At 30.8% G+C, this 19,722-nt stretch carries 21 protein-coding genes, 4 tRNA genes and 1 other RNA gene; 3 read left to right on the top strand and 23 right to left on the bottom strand.

Translation table 11 applies throughout. The annotated features are described in order from the left end of the window. The first annotated feature begins 57 nt into the window (after positions 1 to 57). The gene (locus OZJ21_RS03875) at positions 58 to 1,161 is read left to right on the top strand and encodes a M24 family metallopeptidase (RefSeq protein ID WP_003701536.1); all 1,104 of its coding nucleotides are present in this window, start codon (positions 58 to 60) and stop codon (positions 1,159 to 1,161) included. Between the two features lie 70 nt (positions 1,162 to 1,231). Here the strand turns inward: OZJ21_RS03875 and OZJ21_RS03880 are convergent, their stop codons facing one another. The 6 genes from OZJ21_RS03880 to trhA all read right to left on the bottom strand — a co-directional run bounded on the left by OZJ21_RS03880 (position 1,232) and on the right by trhA (position 4,861). Beyond that, positions 1,232 to 1,681, bottom strand: coding sequence for a hypothetical protein (locus tag OZJ21_RS03880; RefSeq protein ID WP_003701537.1), 450 nt, complete (start codon positions 1,679 to 1,681; stop codon positions 1,232 to 1,234). A 22-nt stretch (positions 1,682 to 1,703) separates the two neighbouring features. Next, positions 1,704 to 2,111: a DUF948 domain-containing protein gene (locus tag OZJ21_RS03885; protein WP_003702923.1), complete on the bottom strand. Its 408-nt coding sequence runs from the start codon at positions 2,109 to 2,111 to the stop codon at positions 1,704 to 1,706. Between the two features lie 461 nt (positions 2,112 to 2,572). Then, positions 2,573 to 2,941: a transfer-messenger RNA gene (ssrA, locus tag OZJ21_RS03890) on the bottom strand. Between the two features lie 66 nt (positions 2,942 to 3,007). Then, positions 3,008 to 3,667 carry a ribonuclease H family protein gene (locus OZJ21_RS03895; protein ID WP_003705796.1) on the bottom strand — a complete coding sequence of 220 codons (660 nt, stop codon included), beginning with the start codon at positions 3,665 to 3,667 and terminating at the stop codon, positions 3,008 to 3,010. A gap of 113 nt (positions 3,668 to 3,780) precedes the next feature. Then, the gene (locus tag OZJ21_RS03900; RefSeq protein WP_003709751.1) at positions 3,781 to 4,116 is read right to left on the bottom strand and encodes an ArsR/SmtB family transcription factor; all 336 of its coding nucleotides are present in this window, start codon (positions 4,114 to 4,116) and stop codon (positions 3,781 to 3,783) included. A 118-nt stretch (positions 4,117 to 4,234) separates the two neighbouring features. Then, positions 4,235 to 4,861, bottom strand: a complete 627-nt coding sequence (gene trhA, locus OZJ21_RS03905) for a PAQR family membrane homeostasis protein TrhA (protein WP_003701541.1) — start codon at positions 4,859 to 4,861, stop codon at positions 4,235 to 4,237. 133 nt (positions 4,862 to 4,994) lie between these two features. Between trhA and OZJ21_RS03910 the strand changes: the two genes are divergently transcribed. Continuing rightward, positions 4,995 to 5,507 (top strand): DUF1836 domain-containing protein, encoded by a 513-nt coding sequence (locus OZJ21_RS03910; RefSeq protein ID WP_268857484.1) that lies wholly within the window; start codon positions 4,995 to 4,997, stop codon positions 5,505 to 5,507. Between the two features lie 50 nt (positions 5,508 to 5,557). On the opposite strand, the gene OZJ21_RS03915 is transcribed toward OZJ21_RS03910, so the two are convergent. The 9 genes from OZJ21_RS03915 to OZJ21_RS03955 form a co-directional block, all read right to left on the bottom strand. After that, complete coding sequence (locus tag OZJ21_RS03915) at positions 5,558 to 6,247, bottom strand: VIT1/CCC1 transporter family protein (protein ID WP_268857485.1); 690 nt, start codon at positions 6,245 to 6,247, stop codon at positions 5,558 to 5,560. Between the two features lie 17 nt (positions 6,248 to 6,264). Further along, complete coding sequence (locus OZJ21_RS03920) at positions 6,265 to 6,966, bottom strand: VIT1/CCC1 transporter family protein (protein ID WP_003701545.1); 702 nt, start codon at positions 6,964 to 6,966, stop codon at positions 6,265 to 6,267. Positions 6,967 to 7,082: 116 nt separating this feature from the next. After that, the gene (gene fba / locus OZJ21_RS03925) at positions 7,083 to 7,949 is read right to left on the bottom strand and encodes a class II fructose-1,6-bisphosphate aldolase (protein ID WP_003702919.1); all 867 of its coding nucleotides are present in this window, start codon (positions 7,947 to 7,949) and stop codon (positions 7,083 to 7,085) included. Positions 7,950 to 8,075: 126 nt separating this feature from the next. Then, positions 8,076 to 8,732, bottom strand: coding sequence for a phosphate signaling complex protein PhoU (phoU, locus tag OZJ21_RS03930; RefSeq protein WP_003701547.1), 657 nt, complete (start codon positions 8,730 to 8,732; stop codon positions 8,076 to 8,078). A gap of 12 nt (positions 8,733 to 8,744) precedes the next feature. Further along, positions 8,745 to 9,500 (bottom strand): phosphate ABC transporter ATP-binding protein PstB, encoded by a 756-nt coding sequence (pstB, locus tag OZJ21_RS03935; protein ID WP_268857486.1) that lies wholly within the window; start codon positions 9,498 to 9,500, stop codon positions 8,745 to 8,747. A gap of 9 nt (positions 9,501 to 9,509) precedes the next feature. Further along, the gene (pstB, locus tag OZJ21_RS03940) at positions 9,510 to 10,304 is read right to left on the bottom strand and encodes a phosphate ABC transporter ATP-binding protein PstB (RefSeq protein WP_003702915.1); all 795 of its coding nucleotides are present in this window, start codon (positions 10,302 to 10,304) and stop codon (positions 9,510 to 9,512) included. A 4-nt stretch (positions 10,305 to 10,308) separates the two neighbouring features. Beyond that, on the bottom strand, positions 10,309 to 11,199 hold the full coding sequence (pstA, locus tag OZJ21_RS03945; RefSeq protein ID WP_003701551.1) for a phosphate ABC transporter permease PstA: 891 nt from the start codon (positions 11,197 to 11,199) through the stop codon (positions 10,309 to 10,311). Further along, on the bottom strand, positions 11,199 to 12,116 hold the full coding sequence (pstC, locus tag OZJ21_RS03950; RefSeq protein ID WP_034983079.1) for a phosphate ABC transporter permease subunit PstC: 918 nt from the start codon (positions 12,114 to 12,116) through the stop codon (positions 11,199 to 11,201). The genes pstA and pstC overlap by 1 nt, the downstream gene beginning before the upstream one ends. 10 nt (positions 12,117 to 12,126) lie before the next feature. Beyond that, positions 12,127 to 12,981, bottom strand: coding sequence for a phosphate ABC transporter substrate-binding protein (locus OZJ21_RS03955; protein WP_003705786.1), 855 nt, complete (start codon positions 12,979 to 12,981; stop codon positions 12,127 to 12,129). A gap of 176 nt (positions 12,982 to 13,157) precedes the next feature. Here OZJ21_RS03955 and OZJ21_RS03960 point away from each other — a divergent pair, with 176 nt between their 5' ends. Beyond that, positions 13,158 to 13,754, top strand: coding sequence for a ClpXP adapter SpxH family protein (locus tag OZJ21_RS03960; RefSeq protein WP_003708303.1), 597 nt, complete (start codon positions 13,158 to 13,160; stop codon positions 13,752 to 13,754). A gap of 89 nt (positions 13,755 to 13,843) precedes the next feature. Here OZJ21_RS03960 and pepF read toward each other — a convergent pair whose 3' ends face one another. From pepF to OZJ21_RS04000, 8 genes are all read right to left on the bottom strand, one after another. After that, positions 13,844 to 15,661, bottom strand: a complete 1,818-nt coding sequence (gene pepF / locus OZJ21_RS03965) for an oligoendopeptidase F (protein WP_187397636.1) — start codon at positions 15,659 to 15,661, stop codon at positions 13,844 to 13,846. Positions 15,662 to 15,758: 97 nt separating this feature from the next. Continuing rightward, positions 15,759 to 16,658, bottom strand: coding sequence for a competence protein CoiA (locus tag OZJ21_RS03970; RefSeq protein ID WP_161023073.1), 900 nt, complete (start codon positions 16,656 to 16,658; stop codon positions 15,759 to 15,761). A gap of 48 nt (positions 16,659 to 16,706) precedes the next feature. Further along, positions 16,707 to 17,468, bottom strand: a complete 762-nt coding sequence (locus OZJ21_RS03975; RefSeq protein WP_003705780.1) for an adaptor protein MecA — start codon at positions 17,466 to 17,468, stop codon at positions 16,707 to 16,709. 103 nt (positions 17,469 to 17,571) lie between these two features. Beyond that, positions 17,572 to 19,218: a phosphoenolpyruvate carboxykinase (ATP) gene (locus tag OZJ21_RS03980; protein WP_011475732.1), complete on the bottom strand. Its 1,647-nt coding sequence runs from the start codon at positions 19,216 to 19,218 to the stop codon at positions 17,572 to 17,574. 148 nt (positions 19,219 to 19,366) lie between these two features. Next, positions 19,367 to 19,451, bottom strand: a tRNA-Leu gene (locus OZJ21_RS03985). 30 nt (positions 19,452 to 19,481) lie between these two features. Continuing rightward, positions 19,482 to 19,552: transfer RNA gene (locus OZJ21_RS03990), tRNA-Cys, on the bottom strand. A 9-nt stretch (positions 19,553 to 19,561) separates the two neighbouring features. Beyond that, positions 19,562 to 19,633, bottom strand: a tRNA-Gln gene (locus tag OZJ21_RS03995). Between the two features lie 11 nt (positions 19,634 to 19,644). Next, positions 19,645 to 19,717: transfer RNA gene (locus OZJ21_RS04000), tRNA-His, on the bottom strand. Positions 19,718 to 19,722: the final 5 nt, after the last annotated feature.

The following is a 19,722-nucleotide window of genomic DNA, read 5'->3' on the forward strand; positions in this document are numbered from 1 at the left end:
TAAATTTTTTCTTTCTAATACATGTGCTATAATTAACTTACTAGGAGATGAGTTATTATGAAACATATTGAAGAAGTACAAGAATGGTTAGCTAATAACAATTTAGATATTGCTTATATAAGTGATTTCCATAACATACGTTATTACACAGGTTTTGATAGTGATCCTATCGAACGAATTTTAGCTTTATTCATTTTTCCAGATAAAGATCCTTTTATCTTTGCCCCAGCACTTGAAGTTGGTTCTGTAAAGGAAAGTGGATGGGAATATCCTGTTTTTGGCTATTTAGATCATGAAGATGCATTCGCACTTATTAAATCACACATTAATGCATTAGCTGGAAATCCTAAAAAATGGGCTATTGAAAAAGATAATTTAACAGTAGCAAAATCAGAAGCTATACTAAGAAATTTTCCAGAAGCTAAATTTGTTGAAAATATTTCTCCTTTTATCAACAAACAACGATCAATTAAAAATGAAGATGAAATCAACCTACTTCTTGAAGCGGGAAAATGGGCTGATTATGCCTTCAAAGTTGGATTTGATGCATTAAGCACTAATAAAACTGAACAAGCTGTAGCTGCTGAAATTGAGTATGAATTAAAGAAAAAAGGCGTCATGCATATGAGCTTTGATACAATTATTCAAAGCGGTGCTAATGCAGCTGATCCTCATGGCGCTCCAAAAGAAGATACTATTAAGCCTAATGAACTAACTCTCTTTGATTTAGGTACTGTATATAAAGGATATATTTCAGATGCTTCACGAACTGTAGCATTTGGCGAAATCGATGACAAACTAAAAGATATCTATAATGTTTGTTTAGAAGCTCAATTAACTGCACAAAATGCTGCAAAACCTGGTATGACAGCTGAAGAATTAGATAAGATTGCTAGAGATGTTATTACAAAAGCTGGTTATGGTGAATATTTCATCCATCGTCTTGGACATGGTATGGGACAAAGCGAACACGAATTTCCATCTATTATGGAAGGAAACAAAATGGAATTAGTTCCAGGTATGTGTTTCTCTATTGAACCAGGTATTTATATTCCTAATTATGCTGGAGTTAGAATTGAAGATTGTGTTTACGTTACAGATAATGGTGTTAAACCATTCACTCACACTAGCAAAGAACTTCAAATAATTCCTTTATCATAAGATAATAACATTAAACAATAATTATAATAAAAACCACTCAATTATTTTATTTGAGTGGTTTTTATTATAATTACTTCGTTTCAGATGTTCCATCTGGATAAAATACAACTGTTGGATTTTCCAACTCTGTTTTTTCTTTCATTTTTCCAAAAGCAGATCTTTGATCAATTACAATATCATCTTGAAGATCTTCATCATTATCTAAAGAATCTTCTTTTTCCATAAGTTTATCTTTTAAATTGCTTGTTGAACTTTTTAAATTACTTAAAGCTTCTGTAACCGAATCTTTATCAACCAAATCTTTAGCTTGTAAAACTTTTTTATTTAGTTTTTCTAATTTATCATCTTCATCTAAATAATCTAATAAATATTCGCGATATTTCAATGCAGTTTCTTGACCTTCGGCTACAATATCATCCAATTTAGATGCTGCTTTCTCTAAATATTTTCCCGACAACTTCTTGCTAGCATAGAAAGCAACACCGGCTACACCTAAACCTATCAATAATTTTTTTCCCATAAAAAGTCCTCCTCACATCATATTATTTTTTGCGTAATTTGTTAATAAGCTTAATTGCTCTTAATCCATTTTTCAACATTGTTGAAGTTTTTACAAGACCATGAGTTGAATTCCCCATATTTTCAACAAAATTTCTACTTGCTTGATTTAAATCCGAAACACTTTCACCTAAATCAGATGTTGCTTGAAATAATGGATCTAATTTTGATGATTTTTGATTAACATCATCCATTAAACTATTAGTCTTCACTAATAAGTCTTCAATTTTTTCTGAAATATCATCAGCATCCTCTGTCAAAGTTTTTATGCTCTTTGTCAACTCAGATACTGTACTTGTCAAACGTGCTAAAACTCGACATAAATATATCACTAATACTAAAAATGCAAGTGCAGCAATTAAACCTGCCAATTGACCAAATGTTAAAAACATGCAACACCCCTCCAAAATACTTAATATATTAAGAATATCATTCATATTATTAAACTTCAATTGATATATATAAGTTTAATATTTTTTCAAATTTCAAATAAAAAGTATTAATTCTTCATAATTTCTATTTACCACCTATATTCTTAATATCTTTACCTCTTCATTATAATATTAAATCATATAAATTGAAAGCGTTATCCAAATAGATATAAAAATATCTCTATTTTATCAATATAGTTTATTTAAACGTAGTTCTGCTATTTGTGTTATTTTCTATAACTTGCCTAGATATAACACTTAAAAATATTCATACATGCTAGAGTGATCAAAATTCAAGTCTAAATATTATGGATAAATTTAGGTGTCAAAAAAGGCACTGAAATAACTTTAAAAAATCTAATTCAGTACCTTGATGATATTTCAACGATATCTAATCGTCAAAACTTTGATATAAGAAAGTTATATGGAGATGGCGGGAATCGAACCCGCGTCCAAGCATATCGCCACCTAAACCTCTACGTTCATAGACATACTATTTAAAATTCATCAGCAACAGCGCCATATGTCAGGGCAAACGTCACTAACTAGCATGAAAATCTCTTTTTACTTTCTCACGCCGCAAAAGTAAACGTAACCTACTAAATTATATGACCTCACCTAGCACGTAGGTAATACTAGCTAAGATCTACACTAAAACTGACTAAGCAGCTAAAGCGTAAGAGTTATTGTTATTTTTTGCAGTTATATTTTAACTGAGCGTTTTTAGGTAGCCGCAACCTACCAAACGCAATTTAAGCTCGACCTATACCTGTCGAATCCTAAACATCCCCGTATATGCAAGAATAATTATAACATATACAAATATCTTATCAAGATAAAAACATTAGCATAATAGGCTAATCCATTTGATCCATAGTTTTATTTAACAACTCATCAACTAAATTATTTCCTTCATCATTGGCATGTCCCTTTGTCCATTGATAATCTAAATTTGGAAATTCTGGCAATAATCTGCTAATTTCCATCCATAATTCCTTATTCTTAACACCAGTTCCCGCAGAAGTTTTCCAACCATTTTTCTCCCACGATTGTAACCATCGCTTAGTAATAGCATCTAAAACATATTTTGAATCAAGAACTACCAAAATTTTTTCATTTTGTAACTCTCGTTGTTTCAAATCCAATAATGCCTTCTTTAAAGCCATGATTTCCATCCTATTATTAGTACTTCCATATTCTCCATCAGTATCACTAATTATTGAACCTTGATATTTTATTAGATATGCCCATGCAGCTTTATCGTTTTTCTTTACATGCTCTCCTTTTTTATTTCCATGATTTCTAGAACCACCATCCGTATAGACAATAACACTATAACTCTTTCTTCTATTTTCATTACTACTTTTAATTTCTTTCAACCAATTATCTGCTTCTTGCTTACTAATGAAACTTTTGAACTCCGCTTTTGGAAAGCCAGATACTTGTTTTTGACACTCTGCCCAAGTAGTGAAAATTCCAGTTTTCCTTCCCTTTTTTACAGCATAAAATTTACCCACTAGATAAACCTCCATTTTCATGATGTACAATTATTTTAACACAAAAAAAAACTAATTACTTTTATAACTAAGGTAGTCGCTTAATATATAATACGTAATTAGCTTTATAAAATCTATTCTTCTAACTCTAATCTTAAATTTCTTGAAATATTCTCTAACTTTTCCAATGGTTCTTGTAAAGTTAAATAGTAATAACTCTGCAGACCATCTTTACGATACGCCACTATTCCAGAATCTCTTAATATCTTGAGATGATGCGAAACTGCAGGCTGTGTTATGCTCATATTATTTGTAATGGCTGTTACAGTCATGCCAGATTCTAGGTTACCAAATAGCAACACAATTATTTTTTGCCTATTCCTATCAGCTAAAGCATTGATAATGTCAAAATTTTCTACAAAATTATCTAATGCTTCATTTTGTACTTTGCTCAATTGACTCACTGACATAATGCTCACCCTTTCCTTCATAGAAATTTCCTATTCCTAAGTTAAGGATAGCATTTAAATTAATTTATAGCAAGCGTTTTCAATGGTTTAATTTAATATTTTTCTTATTATTTTAATTTTAAATATAACAATATATCGAAATAAACATTAATATTGATCCTAACATTACAAAAATATGCCAAAAAACATGTGCATATTTTATCTTAGGAATACTATATACCAGTGCTCCAAGTGTAAAAGTTATTCCACCTGCAACTAGTAAACCTAATCCTATCTTGCCTAGTGATAAAAATAATTCTTTCGCCCCTAGTATACAAAGCCAACCCATTACTACAAAAATAATTGTTTCAAATACCTGTTTTCTTTTAGAAGCTAAAATATGATATAGAATACCTAGTATTGACATTAACCAAATCATTATCATTAATATCAATCCTTTTACACCTTTTATCGCCAACATGCAATACGGCGTATAAGTACCTGCTATCAATAAAAATATTGAACAGTGATCAAAAATTTGGAAAACTCTCTTAGCTTTCGTAAAATACAAGCAATGAAAAAGCGTAGAAAATAAATATAATAAAACTAGTGAGCATGTATACACTATATATGAAAAAAGTGTTATTGAATTAGTATCTATCCCCTTTAAAATTAATAAAACCATCCCTAGAATACTGAGGATAATTCCAATTCCATGAGTTATTGCACTCCATATTTCATTTTTTATTTGCATTTTTCTAGTCATTATACATCACCTCATAGATTATGATACCATTATACGCATTAAATTTCCATATAATCTAGACTTTTAGTCTATATATAGCAGAAATTTATTCAGTATATATTTATGCTATAATATAGTAAAAGGAGGATTATCTATGTCTAGTAGAATAAATGATGAACTCAAATTATCGTTGATACAATTTAATGATATTTATCTCCCTATGTGGGAAGAATTTCCTGATTTTCAAGTATATATGGATCAACTTGTAAGTCTCGGTAACAGATATTTAAAAGATTTAAGCGATTCAGAATTAACACCTTCCATGATTAATAGTTATGTAAAAAAAGGATTGATGCAAAGACCTGAGAAAAAAAAGTACGATGCTAGTCATATTGCTGAGCTTTTAGTAATTTCTCTTCTAAAAACTATCTATCCACTAGAGGTAGTAAAGAACTGTATTAATGAAATTTTAAAAGAACAATCTGTAGAGCAAGCATATAATTCTTTTGCAAATCTATTTAATGATACTTTACATAATATCGAAAATTCTTCTTACAACTTTATTGACACTTTTAATACGTTAGAATTAACTGAAAAATTTGCCATTAGAGCTGTTATATGCAAACTTGTTTCTCAAAAATTAATAGATTCTTACTATAAAAAATAAAAGATGTCATAATCAAAAATCTTTACTGATAATTGATTATGACATCTTTTTTAAATTAATTGTCCAACATAATAGTGAATCGCCATTGTTATAATTCCAACAACTATATTTCTTAACACTGCATATTTAATATTACTCTTTCCTAGTCTAGCACTAATCATTCCTGTCAACCCAACAGAAATTATTACTGCTAAAATTGTAGCCAACCATCTACTATTGCTAGGAGCATAAGTCATTGCTACTAAAGGAAATAAACCACCCAATGCTGCAGAAAACATCGATGACCAAGCTGCCATCCATGGATTCAAATACTGTCCCATATTAATTCCATGTTTAATATTAACTAAAGTAGCAACTCTATCTTCCTTCTCCATTAATTGCTTGGCAATCAAATTTGCTGTTTGCAAAGATACTCCTTTATTTTGATAATATTGTTTAACAATATTAATTTGTTCTGAGTAGTTATTTTTAAGATTTGTAGCCTCTTCTTCAACAGCTGATTTTTCGGTATCTCTTTGAACACTTACAGATGCATATTCACCAGCTGACATAGACAAAGCACATGCTACCAAGTCAGCTAAACCTGCAATCAAAATAGTAAATCTATTGGAAGTAGCAGCACCTACACTAAAAAGAACTCCAACTACGGTTAAAATACCATCATTAGAACCTAATACTCCTGCTCTCAATACATTCATTTTTTCTTCCATTGTCGCTTTCTTTTTTCTCTTATTTAACATTTTTGTCACTCACTTTACTATAAGCTAAACATTACACCGATAAAATATGTTACTATCATTGTCAGCATACCAGAAATAACATTTCTAATAGTTCCATGTAATTTGCTAGAATGGCTCAATTGTGCTGCAAAATATCCTGTAAATACTAGAGATATTATCACTGCTAACATAGTTCCAAAAATACGATATTGAACTGGGAAAATTAAAATTGATAGTAACGGCAATGTTGCTCCCAGTGGAAAAGAAATCATCGAAGCAATTGCTGCTGCATAAGGATTAGTTTTTTCATTTAACTCAAAACCATATTTTTCTCTGACAATAGACTTTAATGGATCCCTGTCCATCATTTCTTTAGTCGCCTTGTGAGATAATTCTTCTGAAATTCCAGCTTTTAGTAACTTATTTTTTATAAATAAAAATTCTTTTTGATAATCAGTATCTAATATCTTCTTTTCTCTCACAACAGCTGCCACTTCTGCATCGCTCTGAGAATGAACCGAAACATATTCACCCATAGCCATAGATATTGTTCCAGCTAACATTCCAGCTAATCCAGATATTAAGATAGCAAATGATGAACTAGCAGCACCAGCAACACCTAAAACAATGCCAGCAACAGAAATGATACCATCATTAGCACCCATAACTGCTGCTCTCAATACGTTAATCTTTTGTGCCAAAGTAATACTCTTTTGTTTTGTGCTATCCAAATTGTCCATCCCCTCTTATTAATTTAGAAAAATTATAACATAGTATTTATAATAATTCAATAATATATAAAAAAAGCATATAAAAAAAGAGCCGTATAAACGACTCTTTAAAAAAGTAAATAAGATTATTTAACTTCTGGTGTACCTAACCAGCCAATGATTTCCTTAACTGTGTCAACGATAGCTTCTGAACCAGGAGCAAGTAACTTACGAGGGTCATAACCCTTACCTTCTTGGTCTTTACCAGCTTCGATGTACTTACGTGTTGCAGCAGCAAATGCAAGTTGGTTTTCTGTGTTGATGTTAACTTTAGAAATACCCATCTTGATAGCTTTTTCGATTTGTTCTTGAGGAATACCAGAACCACCGTGTAATACTAATGGTGTATCGATTGCATCTGCAATTTCTTGTAAGCGATCAAAGTGTAGACCTTTCCAGTTTTCTGGGTATGGTCCGTGAATGTTACCGATACCGCAAGCTAAGTAATCAACGCCTAAAGCAGCAATTTGCTTAGCTTCTTCAACGCTAGCTAATTCACCTTCACCAACGATTCCGTCTTCTTCACCACCGATAGAACCAACTTCAGCTTCAACAGAGATACCTTTAGCATGTGCTAATTTAACGATTTCTGCTGTCTTTTCTAAGTTTTCTTCAAATGGCAAATCATGACCATCAAACATAACTGATGAGTAGCCTGCTTCGATACATTCCTTAGCAGCTTCATAGTTACCATGGTCTAAGTGCATAATAACAGGAACAGTGATGTTCATTACACGCATTTCTTCTTCAACTAACTTCTTAACTAACTTGTAGTCACCCATGTACTTAGCAGCACCCATTGATACTTGGATCAATACAGGTGTGTTAGTTTCTTGAGCAGCCTTAAGAATAGCACGTGTCCATTCCAAATTATTTGTGTTGAACGCACCAACAGCATAGTGACCTTGACGAGCTGCGTTAAAGATTGCGTTACCGTTTACGAATACTGACATTAAAAACAGCCTCCTAAAAATTACATCTTAATTACTCTTCTGAGTACGTCTTTATTTTAACATACTTTCGACATAAATTACCAAATAATTAAGCTTTTTTCATTATTTTTACTTAAATTATGATTATTAGAACGTTAATTCTGTAATTTTTCCTTCTTCTTCATAAACTATCCACTCTGCTAAGTTTGTTATATAATCATTTATCCTTTTAATATGTGCAATAATACTTAAATAATCTATACCTTCTTCTGCAAAGTTTGCATCTTCTTTTATTGCATTAATTGATAGTTTCCTGATCTCATTAATTTTTTCTCTCTTTTCCTGATTCTTTTTAGCAATCTCAACGGCGCCTTTTTCATCAAACTTAGCAAACATACTTACTATCTTTACTAAATTTTCTTGCGTTTGTTCACTAACTTCTCTTATCAAAGATTCAATTTCAACATTTCTTCTTTTAACATTGATATTTCTTACTGCCTTGGCAACATCTACCGCATGATCTCCAATTCTTTCTACATCAGAACTAGCTTTTAAAATCGCTATTACTTTTCTTAAATTTGTCGCAACAGGTTGCTGCAAAGCAATTAACTGACTAGTCTTTTTTTCCAATTTTATTTCTAAATTATTAATTACCTCATCATGTTCGATAACTTTATTAGCCAATTCTAAGTCGTGATTTTCGAAAGCTTCCGTTGCTAACTTTATTGCTTCTGCAGCTTCTAATCCCATTTCAATAAAATCTTGATGCACAATCTTTAACTGTCCTAAAAATTTTCTATTCATTAATAATTCTCCTTATCCAAATTTTCCACTTAAATAGTCAGCTGTTTGTTCTTTATCTGGATTTAAAAATATCTTTTTAGTTTTATTACTCTCAACTAAATTACCACTTAAAAAGAAAGACGTTGTATCTGATATTCTTGAAGCTTGTTGCATATTATGTGTTACCATAATACATGTATAATTATCTCTAAGGGTTAGTAACATCTCTTCTATTTTTTCTGTTGAAATCGGATCAAGCGCACTTGTTGGCTCATCTAGTAAAATAACCTCTGGAGCTACAGCAAGTACCCTAGCAATACAGATTCTTTGCTGTTGTCCCCCGGATAAAGCCAAGGCATTTTTATTTAAATTATCCTTTACTTCTTCCCAAATTGCAACTTGTTTCAAACTTGTTTCTACTTTTTCATCCAAAATTCTCTTATCTTTTATACCAGCCATTCTTAATCCATAAGTAACATTATCGTAAATAGAAAATGGAAAAGGATTAGGTTGTTGGAAAACCATACCTATTTTCTTTCTTAATTCAACCAAATCTATTTTTTCATCATATATATCTTGATTCTTAAATTTAAATTCGCCTTCTATTTTTACATTTTCTATCATGTCATTCATTCGATTTAAAGTTCTTAAGTACGTTGATTTTCCACAACCAGATGGTCCAATTAATGCATGTATCCCCTTATCTGGAAAGTCCAAAGTTATCCCCTTAAGAGCTTCCTTACTTCCATAATATAAATGTACATCTTTAGTTGTTATTATTTTTTCCATTAAGTTCACCTATCCAAAGTTTCCTGAAATGTAATCTTCTGTCAATTTTATTTTAGGATTTGTAAAAATATTCTTTGTTTTGTTATATTCAATGACATTTCCTAAATGGAAAAATGCTGTGTAATCACTAATTCTTGAAGCTTGTTGCATATTATGCGTTACAATTATCAAAGTATATTTTTCCTTTAATTCTAATAATGTTTCCTCTATTTTAGCTGTTGATATCGGATCTAATGCACTTGCAGGCTCATCTAATAATAAAATATCAGGTTTCATCGCAATAGCTCTAGCAATACACAATCTTTGTTGTTGTCCCCCAGATAAAGCTAGTGCACTCTTATTTAAATCATCTTTAACTTCATCCCATAAAGCAGCTTGTTTCAAACTTGTTTCTACTATTTCAGCTAGCTTTTCTTTATCTTTTATTCCATTTTCTTTTAATGCAAAAGTTATATTTTCATATATTGATTTTGAAAAAGGATTTGGTCTTTGAAAAACCATTCCAATATATTTTCTCATCTCATAAACATTTATTTTAGGAGAATTTATGTCGATTCCTCGATATAAGATACTTCCCTTAACATCTGCTACTCCTTCATTCATACGATTTAAAGAGCGTAAAAAAGTTGATTTTCCAGATCCTGAAGCACCGATTAAAGAAGTAATTTTATATCTTTCAAATTGTAAATTTCCATCAAATAAAGCTTGTTTTTCTCCATAAAAGATGTTCAAATCCCTTGTTTCTAATGCCTTTTCTTTTTCATTTAACTGCAAAATATATTTATCTTTTAAATTATATTCCATATTTTTACCTCGCTGATGTTAATTTACGATATAAATAATTACCTAAGTATCGAGCTGATAAATTAAATATCAAAATTGCAATAATTAAAACTGCTGAAGTTCCTGCTGAAATTGCGTTTGCATCTGGCATAATTCCTTCTGAATTAATTTTCCAAATGTGAACGGCTAGTGTCTCAGCTGGACGCATCAAGTTTAACGGACTAGTTTCATCAAAAATATTCCAATTAGTAAAATCAACAGCTGGCGCACTTTGACCTGCTGTATAAATAAGTGCAGCTGCTTCACCAAAAACTCTCCCAGCACTCAAGATAACGCCTGTGATAATTCCCGGCAAAGCTTCAGGCAGAATTATTTTAGTGATAGTTTTCCACTTAGATAATCCTAATGCTAATCCACCTTCTAATTGTAGATTAGGGACAGCTTTAATAGACTCTTCTATATTTCTTGTTAGTAGTGGTAAATTAAAGAACGTTAAAGCAATAGCTCCTGCTAATATTGAAAATCCTATTTGCATTTGGACCACGCAAACTAAAAATACGAATAGCCCAACAACTACTGATGGTAACGAACTTAAAATTTCTATCACCATTCTAATTAGCGATGTTATTTTATTTTTTGCTGCGTATTTAGCTAAGTATATTCCTGCACCTAATGATATAGGAAATGATATTAATAACGTTAATATCAATAAATAGAAAGAATTAAATATTTGGACGCTAATTCCCCCACCTGCTGTAAATGCCTTTGAAGGTGTTACTAAAAACTTCCAAGAAATATGTGGTACTCCTGAGATTAGAATTTTTCCTAGTAAGAAAACTAATATTAGTACAACCATAGCAGCAATTAGCTTTATTATCGCCATTGCAACATTATTTTGAAACTTTGTATTTTTCATTACTTAATATCCTTTCTTCCAATCAATCGAACAATTAAATTAAAGATCAAAGACATTGCTAATAACACTAAAGCTAAAGACCATAAAGCATTATTTCCGACTGTGCCCATTACAGTATTCCCAATTCCCATAGTTAAAACACTAGTTAAAGTCGATGCTGGATTCAATAAGCTAGTTGGCATTAATGATGCATTTCCTATAACCATTTGAACCGCTAATGCTTCGCCAAAAGCTCGTGCCATTCCAAAAACTATTGCTGTTAAAATACCTGAAGTAGCAGCTTTTAAAGTCACATGAAACATTGTTTGCCATGGAGTAGCACCTAAAGCCAATGAAGCAGAACGATAATGCTTAGGTACTGCTTTTAAACTGTCGACTGTTAATGAAGTAACTGTCGGTAAAATCATTACAAATAAAACTACTGCTCCAGCTAAAATACCGTATCCTGTACCACCAAAATTCTCTCTGATAAAAGGAACAACCACGTTTAATCCGATAAATCCATAAACTACTGATGGAATTCCTACTAATAATTCAATAACGATCTGTAAAATTTTCTTCATCTTCTTTGAAGCCAATTCTGTTATATACAAAGCCGTCCCTATAGCAAAAGGTGTTACAAAAATTGCAGCCAGTAAAGTTACACCAAATGATCCCAAAATCATTGGTAATGCTCCTACTTGCGGATGTCCTTTTTCATTCATACTTGGATTCCAATTAGTACCTGTGAAAAAATCTTTAACTTGAGCATTATTTTCCGTAAATGTTGCAATTCCTTTTGAAAAAATAAAGCCAAAAATTGCACTTACAATCAGCAAAATGACAATAATACTTATTGATACTAGCAACTTTCCAAATATTTCTTGATAAGTTGCTTTTGAATTTTTCTGAATTTTTTCTCTAATTTCATCTCTCATATAAGTTTCCTCATCTCTGAATTTCTTCAATATTTCCGTTCTCATCTTTCTGAACTTTCATATCATGAATTGTAATATAGCCTAAAGTTTTAACTAGATTTTGTTGAACTTCTTTTGTATAAATATAATCAATAAATTTCTTAACTTTTTTATCTACCTTTTTCTTTGTATACATATGTTCATATGCCCAAATTTTCCAATCATTATTTTCAACATTCTTTGCATTAGGTTTTACATTATCTATACTTAACTTTTGAACATCTTTATTCAAATAAGGAAAAGCTAAATAACTTATAGATCCCGGTGTAGCAGCTATCATTTTTTGTACTGTTCCACTTGAATCTTGTTCTTGTGCTTTAATAGCACTTTCGCCTTTTAATACGTCACTTTCAAATGCTTTTCTTGTTCCACTTCCCTGAGCACGATTAATTACAATGATTTTTTGATTTTTTCCTCCAACCTGTTTCCAGTTAGTATATTTACCTGTAAAAATTCCTTTTAATTGATCCATAGATAAATTATCTATACCTACTTTCTTATTAACTACAGGTGCAATACCAACAACAGCTACTTTATTATCTTGTAATTTTTCAGCTTTAATTCCTGGTTGTTGTTGTGCGAAAATATCTGAATTTCCAATAGCTACAGCTCCTGCTTGTACCTGACTTAGGCCTGTTCCTGAGCCTCCACCTTGAACAGTTATTCTTACTTTAGAGTGATGTTGGAATTCTTCTGCTGCCATTTCTATCATTGGTTGCATTGCTGTTGAACCAACAATAGTTATATTATTGTTTTTTTTACTTGCACATCCTGTCATCAAGGTTGCAATTAATAAACTTCCTATAAGAATTTTTATTTTTTTCATTATATTGTCCTCCCATTTGCTCAATTTAATTATATCTAGTTAATGTAAAGAGCCTTGGGTGCTTTTGTAAAGGATATGTAAAGACGAAAAAACAAAATCTTTGAAATTTCATTTATTTTTAGTTAAAGTATACTTGAATAGAGCGAAGGTTTTAGGAGGCAACCAATGTGTTAGATATGTATCTATTTATTAACCCATTAGGTAGTGCATGCTACCATACTGAACAAAACATATTAAAATTAGGTGATTCATTGAATGAAAAAATTAACTTCAATTTTGTTCCTTTAATGAATTTCAAAACTATTAATGATGTTATGTGTCGCATGAATATTCCACTAAATAATGTTGATATACGTAATAGACTATCTGAGAATATTTATCATTCATCTATAGATTTTAAAGCTGCCTCTTTTCAAGGAAAGAAGAAAGGACGGAATTTCTTACTAAATGTGCAACAACTTGTAGTTAATGATCAAAAAGATTATAATTTTGAAACCATTAAATTAGCTGCACAAAAAAGTGGGTTAGATTGGGATATTTTTGAACAAGATAGACATTCTAAATTAGCAATAGAAGCTTTTAAACAAGATCAAGAATTAGCTACCGAAATGAATGTAACTGAACATCCTACAATTGTTGTTTATGATTGCTCAGCTAATAATAATTCTGCGTATTCTTTTTCTGGTTGTGAATCATTAGATGAAATAAAGAAAGTCTTACTCTCACAGAGACAACAAAATAGTAGTGGAACATCTATTATGAAACTTTGTTAAACTAATTCTTATTTACGTTCAATTGATACTATAACAAAAAAAGATTGGTAATCATTAAATTAATGATCTCCAATCTTTTTTATTTATATTTATTTTTCTGACAATAATGTCTCTAATTGATTTAATCTTTCTTCAAAAACTTTAAATGCTTTCTCCAAATATGAAGAATCTGTCATATCCACACCTGCATCTTTCATGACTTCCAATGGATATTTACTACTACCAGCTTTTAAGTAAGTTAAATATTTGTTTAATTTATTTTCATCGCCAGATAAAATATTTTCAGCTAAAGTAGTTGCTGCCGCAAATCCTGTCGCATATTGATAAACATAGAAATTATAATAGAAATGCGGAATTCTAGCCCATTCTAAAGCTATTTCAGGATCACTTATCACATCACTACCATAATATTTCTTATTTAATTCTAAGTAATATTCAGAAATTGATTTAGCAGTTAGTGGTACTCCTTTCGAATTCTGTTCATGAATCCATTTTTCAAATTCTGCAAATTGTGTTTGACGATATACCGTACCTTTAAATCCATCTAAATAATGATTTAAAATATAGATTAATATCTCTTTTTCATCGTTATTCTTTAATAGATAATCCGTCAAAATATTTTCATTAGTAGTTGAAGCTATTTCTGCCAAAAATATTGGGTAATCTCCATACTGATAGGGTTGATTATGACTAGTGTAATAACTATGCATACTATGTCCCATCTCATGTACCAAGGTAAAAAGATTTTCTAAATTATCTTGCCAATTTAATAAGATATATGGCGGAGTATCATAAACTCCTGATGAATATGCTCCACTTCTCTTTCCTTTATTTTCAACTACATCTATCCAACGATTTTCAAATGCTTCACTAACGTGCGTTAAATAATCCATTCCCAATACTTCAAGTGCTTTTTTAGCTTCAATTTGTGCTTGAATGTAATTGTAAGTAAGCTTACTATCTTCAGTTAACGGTGTATACATATCATACATATGGAGTTCATCGACACCTAATATCTTCTTTCTAAGTTTTACATAGCGATGTAGTAAAGAAAGATTTTTGTGTACTTGTTCCAGTAAAACATCATAGACTTCTGTTGGAATATGATTAGATGTTGTGGCAGCTTCTCTAGCATCTTTATAATTACGAACTCTTGCTTTAAAGTTATGCACCTTAACATTTCCAATTAATGTTGTCGCCATTGTATGCTTAAATTGGTCATAAACACTGTATAATCCCTTGAATGCAGCTTTTCTAACTTTCCTATTTGTAGATTCTATTAATTTTCCATAAACACCATGCGATAATTGAATATCATCACCATTATCATCTTTTACTATTGGAAACTTTAGATCTGCGTTGTTTAAAATGCCAAAAACATTTTGCGATGTCCCAAAGATATCACTAGCTCCAGCTAATAAAGACTCACTTTTTTTATCAAGCGTATGTTTTCTCATGACCAACATACTCTCAATTAAATGTTCATACTGTTTTAATTCTTTTTTTTCTACAAAATATTGCTTTAATTTATCTTCATCTAATTCTAGTAACTCAGGTTCGAACCAGGATATAGATTCTGAAAATTCAGCAGCTAATGCATCAACCATTTCATTATATCCTTGATACTTAGCGTTTGTAGTATCTTGATCATTTTTCATACTTGCATATACATAAACTTTTTCAAATTTCCTATTAATACTTAAGAAATTTTCAATGATTTGTAAAAATCTTTGACTACCTTGATCCATTGTACCTTGTAATTTTCTGAAGTTCTGTACTTCATCTTTTACAGCTTGGTACTCCTTTTCAAACTCTTCATCACTTTTAAATACTTTTGTTAAATCCCACGTTAATTCTTCTGGAACTTCATTTCTCTGAAGTAATCTTTTTGCTTTCTTTTCAGACATAAAATTCACTTCTTTTCTTTTATTTGATGTATTCATCTCATACATAAATATTAAAAGAAAATATATATTTTTTCAAATTTTTTAACTTACCTTTTATTTAATCAATGTTACTAAAATTGATGAATGGTAATTGATAATAGAGTTCTATATCTTTTAAATTCAACTTTTCGTACATTTTTTTAGTGAATATATATTCCTTGTAGATTGGATAAGTATATCTTTCGCTTGAAATTTCTTCGTATATTTCTTGTAGTATATATCCATGGGTATAACATATTACTTGTAACTCTTTAAATTTATTCGTCGATTGCAAACAACTTCTATAAAAACAATTTTTTTGTCGTTTTCTCTCTGATATAGACAATAAATTATAATTCTTTATTCTATTTTGCTTAAAGAAATCTTGTAATTCCTTCCAGCTATTTACTTTTTTTCTATAAAAGCGGACTGGTAAAAAGTCAGCTTGTTGAATATGGTAATAAACCTCCATATTTCTTTGTTCTACATTAATATAAATTAAGTAGAATCCTAGATTTTTATGCCATCGTATAAATTGTGCTATTTGTTGTGTTAATCTCTTTTTGATCAAATGCCTCTTACCTAAAAACCAAAAGAAATCATATCCTTCACTTATATATCCTTTAGATCTTTCACTCATTCTTTCTACAGATATTGGCGAACATTGAAACTCAAAAGCTTTATTATTACACAAAATATCAGGTCTTTGATGTAATGAAGTCAAATATGCTTCTATTTGTGGATTCTTTCCTTCTTTTCTTAACCATGTCATTAATAATTTCTTTCCTCTTAAATGTTCTGATGTTTCACCTTCGGAAAAGATATCACAAGCATGCTTTTTATGCGCAAAATGACTAACTCTTAATTTTCCACATCTCAATATCACTTGCCCATGACAACCAGAACAATAATATTTTCTTCCTTTTTTAGCCATATTTGCTTCTACAATATTATTTTTTTCATCTTTAGCATATATCAAAAAATCCCCTCCTACGTGAAAATACGCAAGAAAGGGATTTTATTTAACTTATTTAAAATAATACCGAGCTAACTCTAACGCTGTCTGCCCCATCACTAATTTTCCTCTTTCTTTTAAAAGAACCGGAGAAATCTTAGAATTCTTTCCATATTCAAAAGAGAGTGAAATTAAGTCTTTTGCAGATTCTTCAGAATAGTTATCATCAAACAATACCAATTCAAGATAGTATTTTTCTTGGTAAGAATACAGGTTAGAAACTCCACCTTCAATTCTTAAAACATGCGCTAATTGAACAAAATCTTCAAATGTTGAAAATTCTACTACAAACACATATTTCTTTTTTGTATCGTCATTTAAATACTGAATAACCTCGTCATCATCTATTTTAGATCTACGACTATAATCTCTATTTTCAGCAATATTCCGTGAATTTTCGATACTATTTTTAATTAAATTCAACAACTCATCACTAGAGGAATCTATATCCTTTTTTACATCCTCTGTGTCTTCTACAGTTTCATTCTCATTTTCGGTTTCTTTTTCTCCACCTTGATCTGTGATATCATCAGGATTTACTTTAGTGATAAATATCTCTAGACCACTTTCTTTATTAGGTACTAATTGAAATGTTACTGCATCATTTTCCCTAAACTCATGTTCAACATCTACTTCATCTAAAATTTCATAAAAGAAACTTTCAATCTCTTTCTGGTTTCCTAGCAGATCCAAGAATTTTATTCCCCGAGCTGTTAAATCTTCATCATCTAATACTACACGAATAGTATTTTCATTTATTTTTTCCATTTCCATAAAAGCTCTGCCTGCCTTTCCGACTACTATTATTTACATAGTAACAAAAAAAAGGGGAAAAAACTACCAAAAAGACCATCTAGAGAATTTTATCCGTTATTGTTTAATTTAATTCATTAATTAAATTACTTAAACAATCTTTTATTTCAGCTGGTAATGGATTATCAGGATGGTTTCCCTCATACTTTTCAATCCACTCCAGTCTAATTTCTAATCTTCTCTTCAATTTCTCAGTGTAACTCTTATCTTTAAAATCAACTGGATATTTTTCAAATGGTAAGTAATACATTCCATCTAAAGAACCAAATTTTTCCCAATTAACTTTTTCATTAGCTATATCTTCTAAAATTTGTAAAGTTATCTCTTTATCAATATCAATACCGTTATAAGATGCTGTATTCACTATATAACCAGATACATTACGTTTTTCAAATAACTCTTTAAAGTCACGATAATCTTCAGCTAATGGATATGCACGAAATGGATTAGCAAAAGGCTCAATTACAAGAGAATTTCTATCAGCATTTACTACATTTTCTGCTGTTGATCTCTTAGTAGCTAATGTTACTCCAAAAGTTGCTGCTAACGTTGGATTATCTAACTTAACAACAGGTGGAAGACTATCATCTTTCATAATCCAAAAAATAGAATCTATAGGTGCATTTTCTTTATCCACCCTATTCAATGAAGCATATCTTGACTTAATTGTACGACCATTTCCATTACGTAAATCTTCAGTTACTAAAACTCGCTTATTTTCCTCATTTAACGTTACACCTACATTCATAACTGTGGTAAAGTAGCTTGCTTCTTTTGAACCAGGCATATAATCATTAGTCTTATCAAAATAGGCTGGTTCTAATGCAACTGAACTTCCATTTATTCTTGAAATTACAAAAGCATCATCATGAAGAACATCAATATCATATTTGCCACCATGTTTAGCATGAGTTAATGTCGATTTTCCTGAGCCAGATAGTCCATAGAATGCAAAAACTTTATCATCTTTGTCGTCAAATCTAAATACTTTTTCTCCACCATGTGAAGCTGTGTATCCATGTCTATGAGCTATTGCCCAAGCTAATGTTAATGTCGCTTTTTTTAGTTCTCCAAAATATCTTAAACCTAATATTGCAGCTACATTATGTTCAGCATCAATTATTACTAGGCCATTAGGATAGTTTTCATCTTTAAATTCAGGATCAGCATAAATAAAAATGTCTCCTTCTTCATATTTATGAGAAGCTTGATACATTTTTTCATATTCTGAAGTTACTGGTTGAAAATTTAGCATATATGATAACATATTAAATTCATAACCTTTTGGGACAGCAAGGTGTGATTTTAACATAAAATCTTCATCTAATCCTACATAAACTTCTGTCTTATAGAATTTTCTGTCACTAGCTTCAAAAATTGCATCTCTAAGAACTCCTGCTAATTCGTTAGTATCTTCTCCTAAATGCCCAATAATATGTCGTGCAGCTGCTGTTCTTCCAACAATTTTTCCATGATTATTTACTAACATTTTAGAATCTACTGGTAACCCTAATTCTTGGGTATGCTTTATTGGAACATCTGTCACAATTGTACTAGGACAATTTTTTGCTAAATAATATGCTTTTGAAATATCTGTTACTCTTTCAAAATTGTTGCCATAAAATGCTGTTTCAACAGTCGTTCTAATTTGTGAAAGGAGAGGATTCTTTTTATTAATATCTACTTCTTTATAATGACTAATTGTACTCATAATTATCACCTCATTGTTTAAATAGTTTTTTATAATACGCTTTCATTCTATCACAATATACTATATTAAACAAAACTGTTTTAAATTATATAAATTAATACAAATAACAAAAAAGCCTTAGTTATAAAAACTAAGACTTAAACACAGATACCGGTGATCGGGGTCGAACCGATACGTCCTCAACGGACACTGGATTTTGAGTCCAGCGCGTCTGCCAATTCCGCCACACCGGCATATTTACAGTTAGCACCCTTAGGAACTAAAGGCGGTAACCGGATTTGAACCGGTGATAAAGGTTTTGCAGACCTCTGCCTTACCACTTGGCTATACCGCCATCAACTAACTGGGGTAGCTGGATTCGAACCAGCGCATGAAGGAGTCAAAGTCCTTTGCCTTACCGCTTGGCTATACCCCAATAAATTAAAGGGCGAAAGATGGGATTCGAACCCACGCATGCCGGAGCCACAATCCGGTGTGTTAACCCCTTCACCACTTTCGCCATAT

It is taken from the genome of Ligilactobacillus sp. UO.C109, from assembly GCF_026847815.1.
Classification (GTDB): Bacteria; Bacillota; Bacilli; order Lactobacillales; family Lactobacillaceae; genus Ligilactobacillus; species Ligilactobacillus salivarius.

What these genes read in the sequence shown, in the direction of transcription:
- pstB (WP_268857486.1), bottom strand. Translation starts at nt 9,500, where the DNA reads ATGGAAAAAATAATAACAACTAAAGATGTACATTTATATTATGGAAGT.
- OZJ21_RS03915 (WP_268857485.1), bottom strand. Translation starts at nt 6,247, where the DNA reads ATGTTAAATAAGAGAAAAAAGAAAGCGACAATGGAAGAAAAAATGAAT.
- OZJ21_RS03880 (WP_003701537.1), bottom strand. Translation starts at nt 1,681, where the DNA reads ATGGGAAAAAAATTATTGATAGGTTTAGGTGTAGCCGGTGTTGCTTTC.
- trhA (WP_003701541.1), bottom strand. Translation starts at nt 4,861, where the DNA reads ATGACTAGAAAAATGCAAATAAAAAATGAAATATGGAGTGCAATAACT.
- OZJ21_RS03920 (WP_003701545.1), bottom strand. Translation starts at nt 6,966, where the DNA reads ATGGACAATTTGGATAGCACAAAACAAAAGAGTATTACTTTGGCACAA.
- OZJ21_RS03955 (WP_003705786.1), bottom strand. Translation starts at nt 12,981, where the DNA reads ATGAAAAAAATAAAAATTCTTATAGGAAGTTTATTAATTGCAACCTTG.
- OZJ21_RS03910 (WP_268857484.1), top strand. Translation starts at nt 4,995, where the DNA reads ATGTCTAGTAGAATAAATGATGAACTCAAATTATCGTTGATACAATTT.
- fba (WP_003702919.1), bottom strand. Translation starts at nt 7,949, where the DNA reads ATGTCAGTATTCGTAAACGGTAACGCAATCTTTAACGCAGCTCGTCAA.
- OZJ21_RS03975 (WP_003705780.1), bottom strand. Translation starts at nt 17,468, where the DNA reads ATGGAAATGGAAAAAATAAATGAAAATACTATTCGTGTAGTATTAGAT.
- pstB (WP_003702915.1), bottom strand. Translation starts at nt 10,304, where the DNA reads ATGGAATATAATTTAAAAGATAAATATATTTTGCAGTTAAATGAAAAA.
- pstC (WP_034983079.1), bottom strand. Translation starts at nt 12,116, where the DNA reads ATGAGAGATGAAATTAGAGAAAAAATTCAGAAAAATTCAAAAGCAACT.
- OZJ21_RS03875 (WP_003701536.1), top strand. Translation starts at nt 58, where the DNA reads ATGAAACATATTGAAGAAGTACAAGAATGGTTAGCTAATAACAATTTA.
- OZJ21_RS03960 (WP_003708303.1), top strand. Translation starts at nt 13,158, where the DNA reads ATGTATCTATTTATTAACCCATTAGGTAGTGCATGCTACCATACTGAA.
- phoU (WP_003701547.1), bottom strand. Translation starts at nt 8,732, where the DNA reads ATGAATAGAAAATTTTTAGGACAGTTAAAGATTGTGCATCAAGATTTT.
- pstA (WP_003701551.1), bottom strand. Translation starts at nt 11,199, where the DNA reads ATGAAAAATACAAAGTTTCAAAATAATGTTGCAATGGCGATAATAAAG.
- OZJ21_RS03980 (WP_011475732.1), bottom strand. Translation starts at nt 19,218, where the DNA reads ATGAGTACAATTAGTCATTATAAAGAAGTAGATATTAATAAAAAGAAT.
- pepF (WP_187397636.1), bottom strand. Translation starts at nt 15,661, where the DNA reads ATGTCTGAAAAGAAAGCAAAAAGATTACTTCAGAGAAATGAAGTTCCA.
- OZJ21_RS03885 (WP_003702923.1), bottom strand. Translation starts at nt 2,111, where the DNA reads ATGTTTTTAACATTTGGTCAATTGGCAGGTTTAATTGCTGCACTTGCA.
- OZJ21_RS03900 (WP_003709751.1), bottom strand. Translation starts at nt 4,116, where the DNA reads ATGTCAGTGAGTCAATTGAGCAAAGTACAAAATGAAGCATTAGATAAT.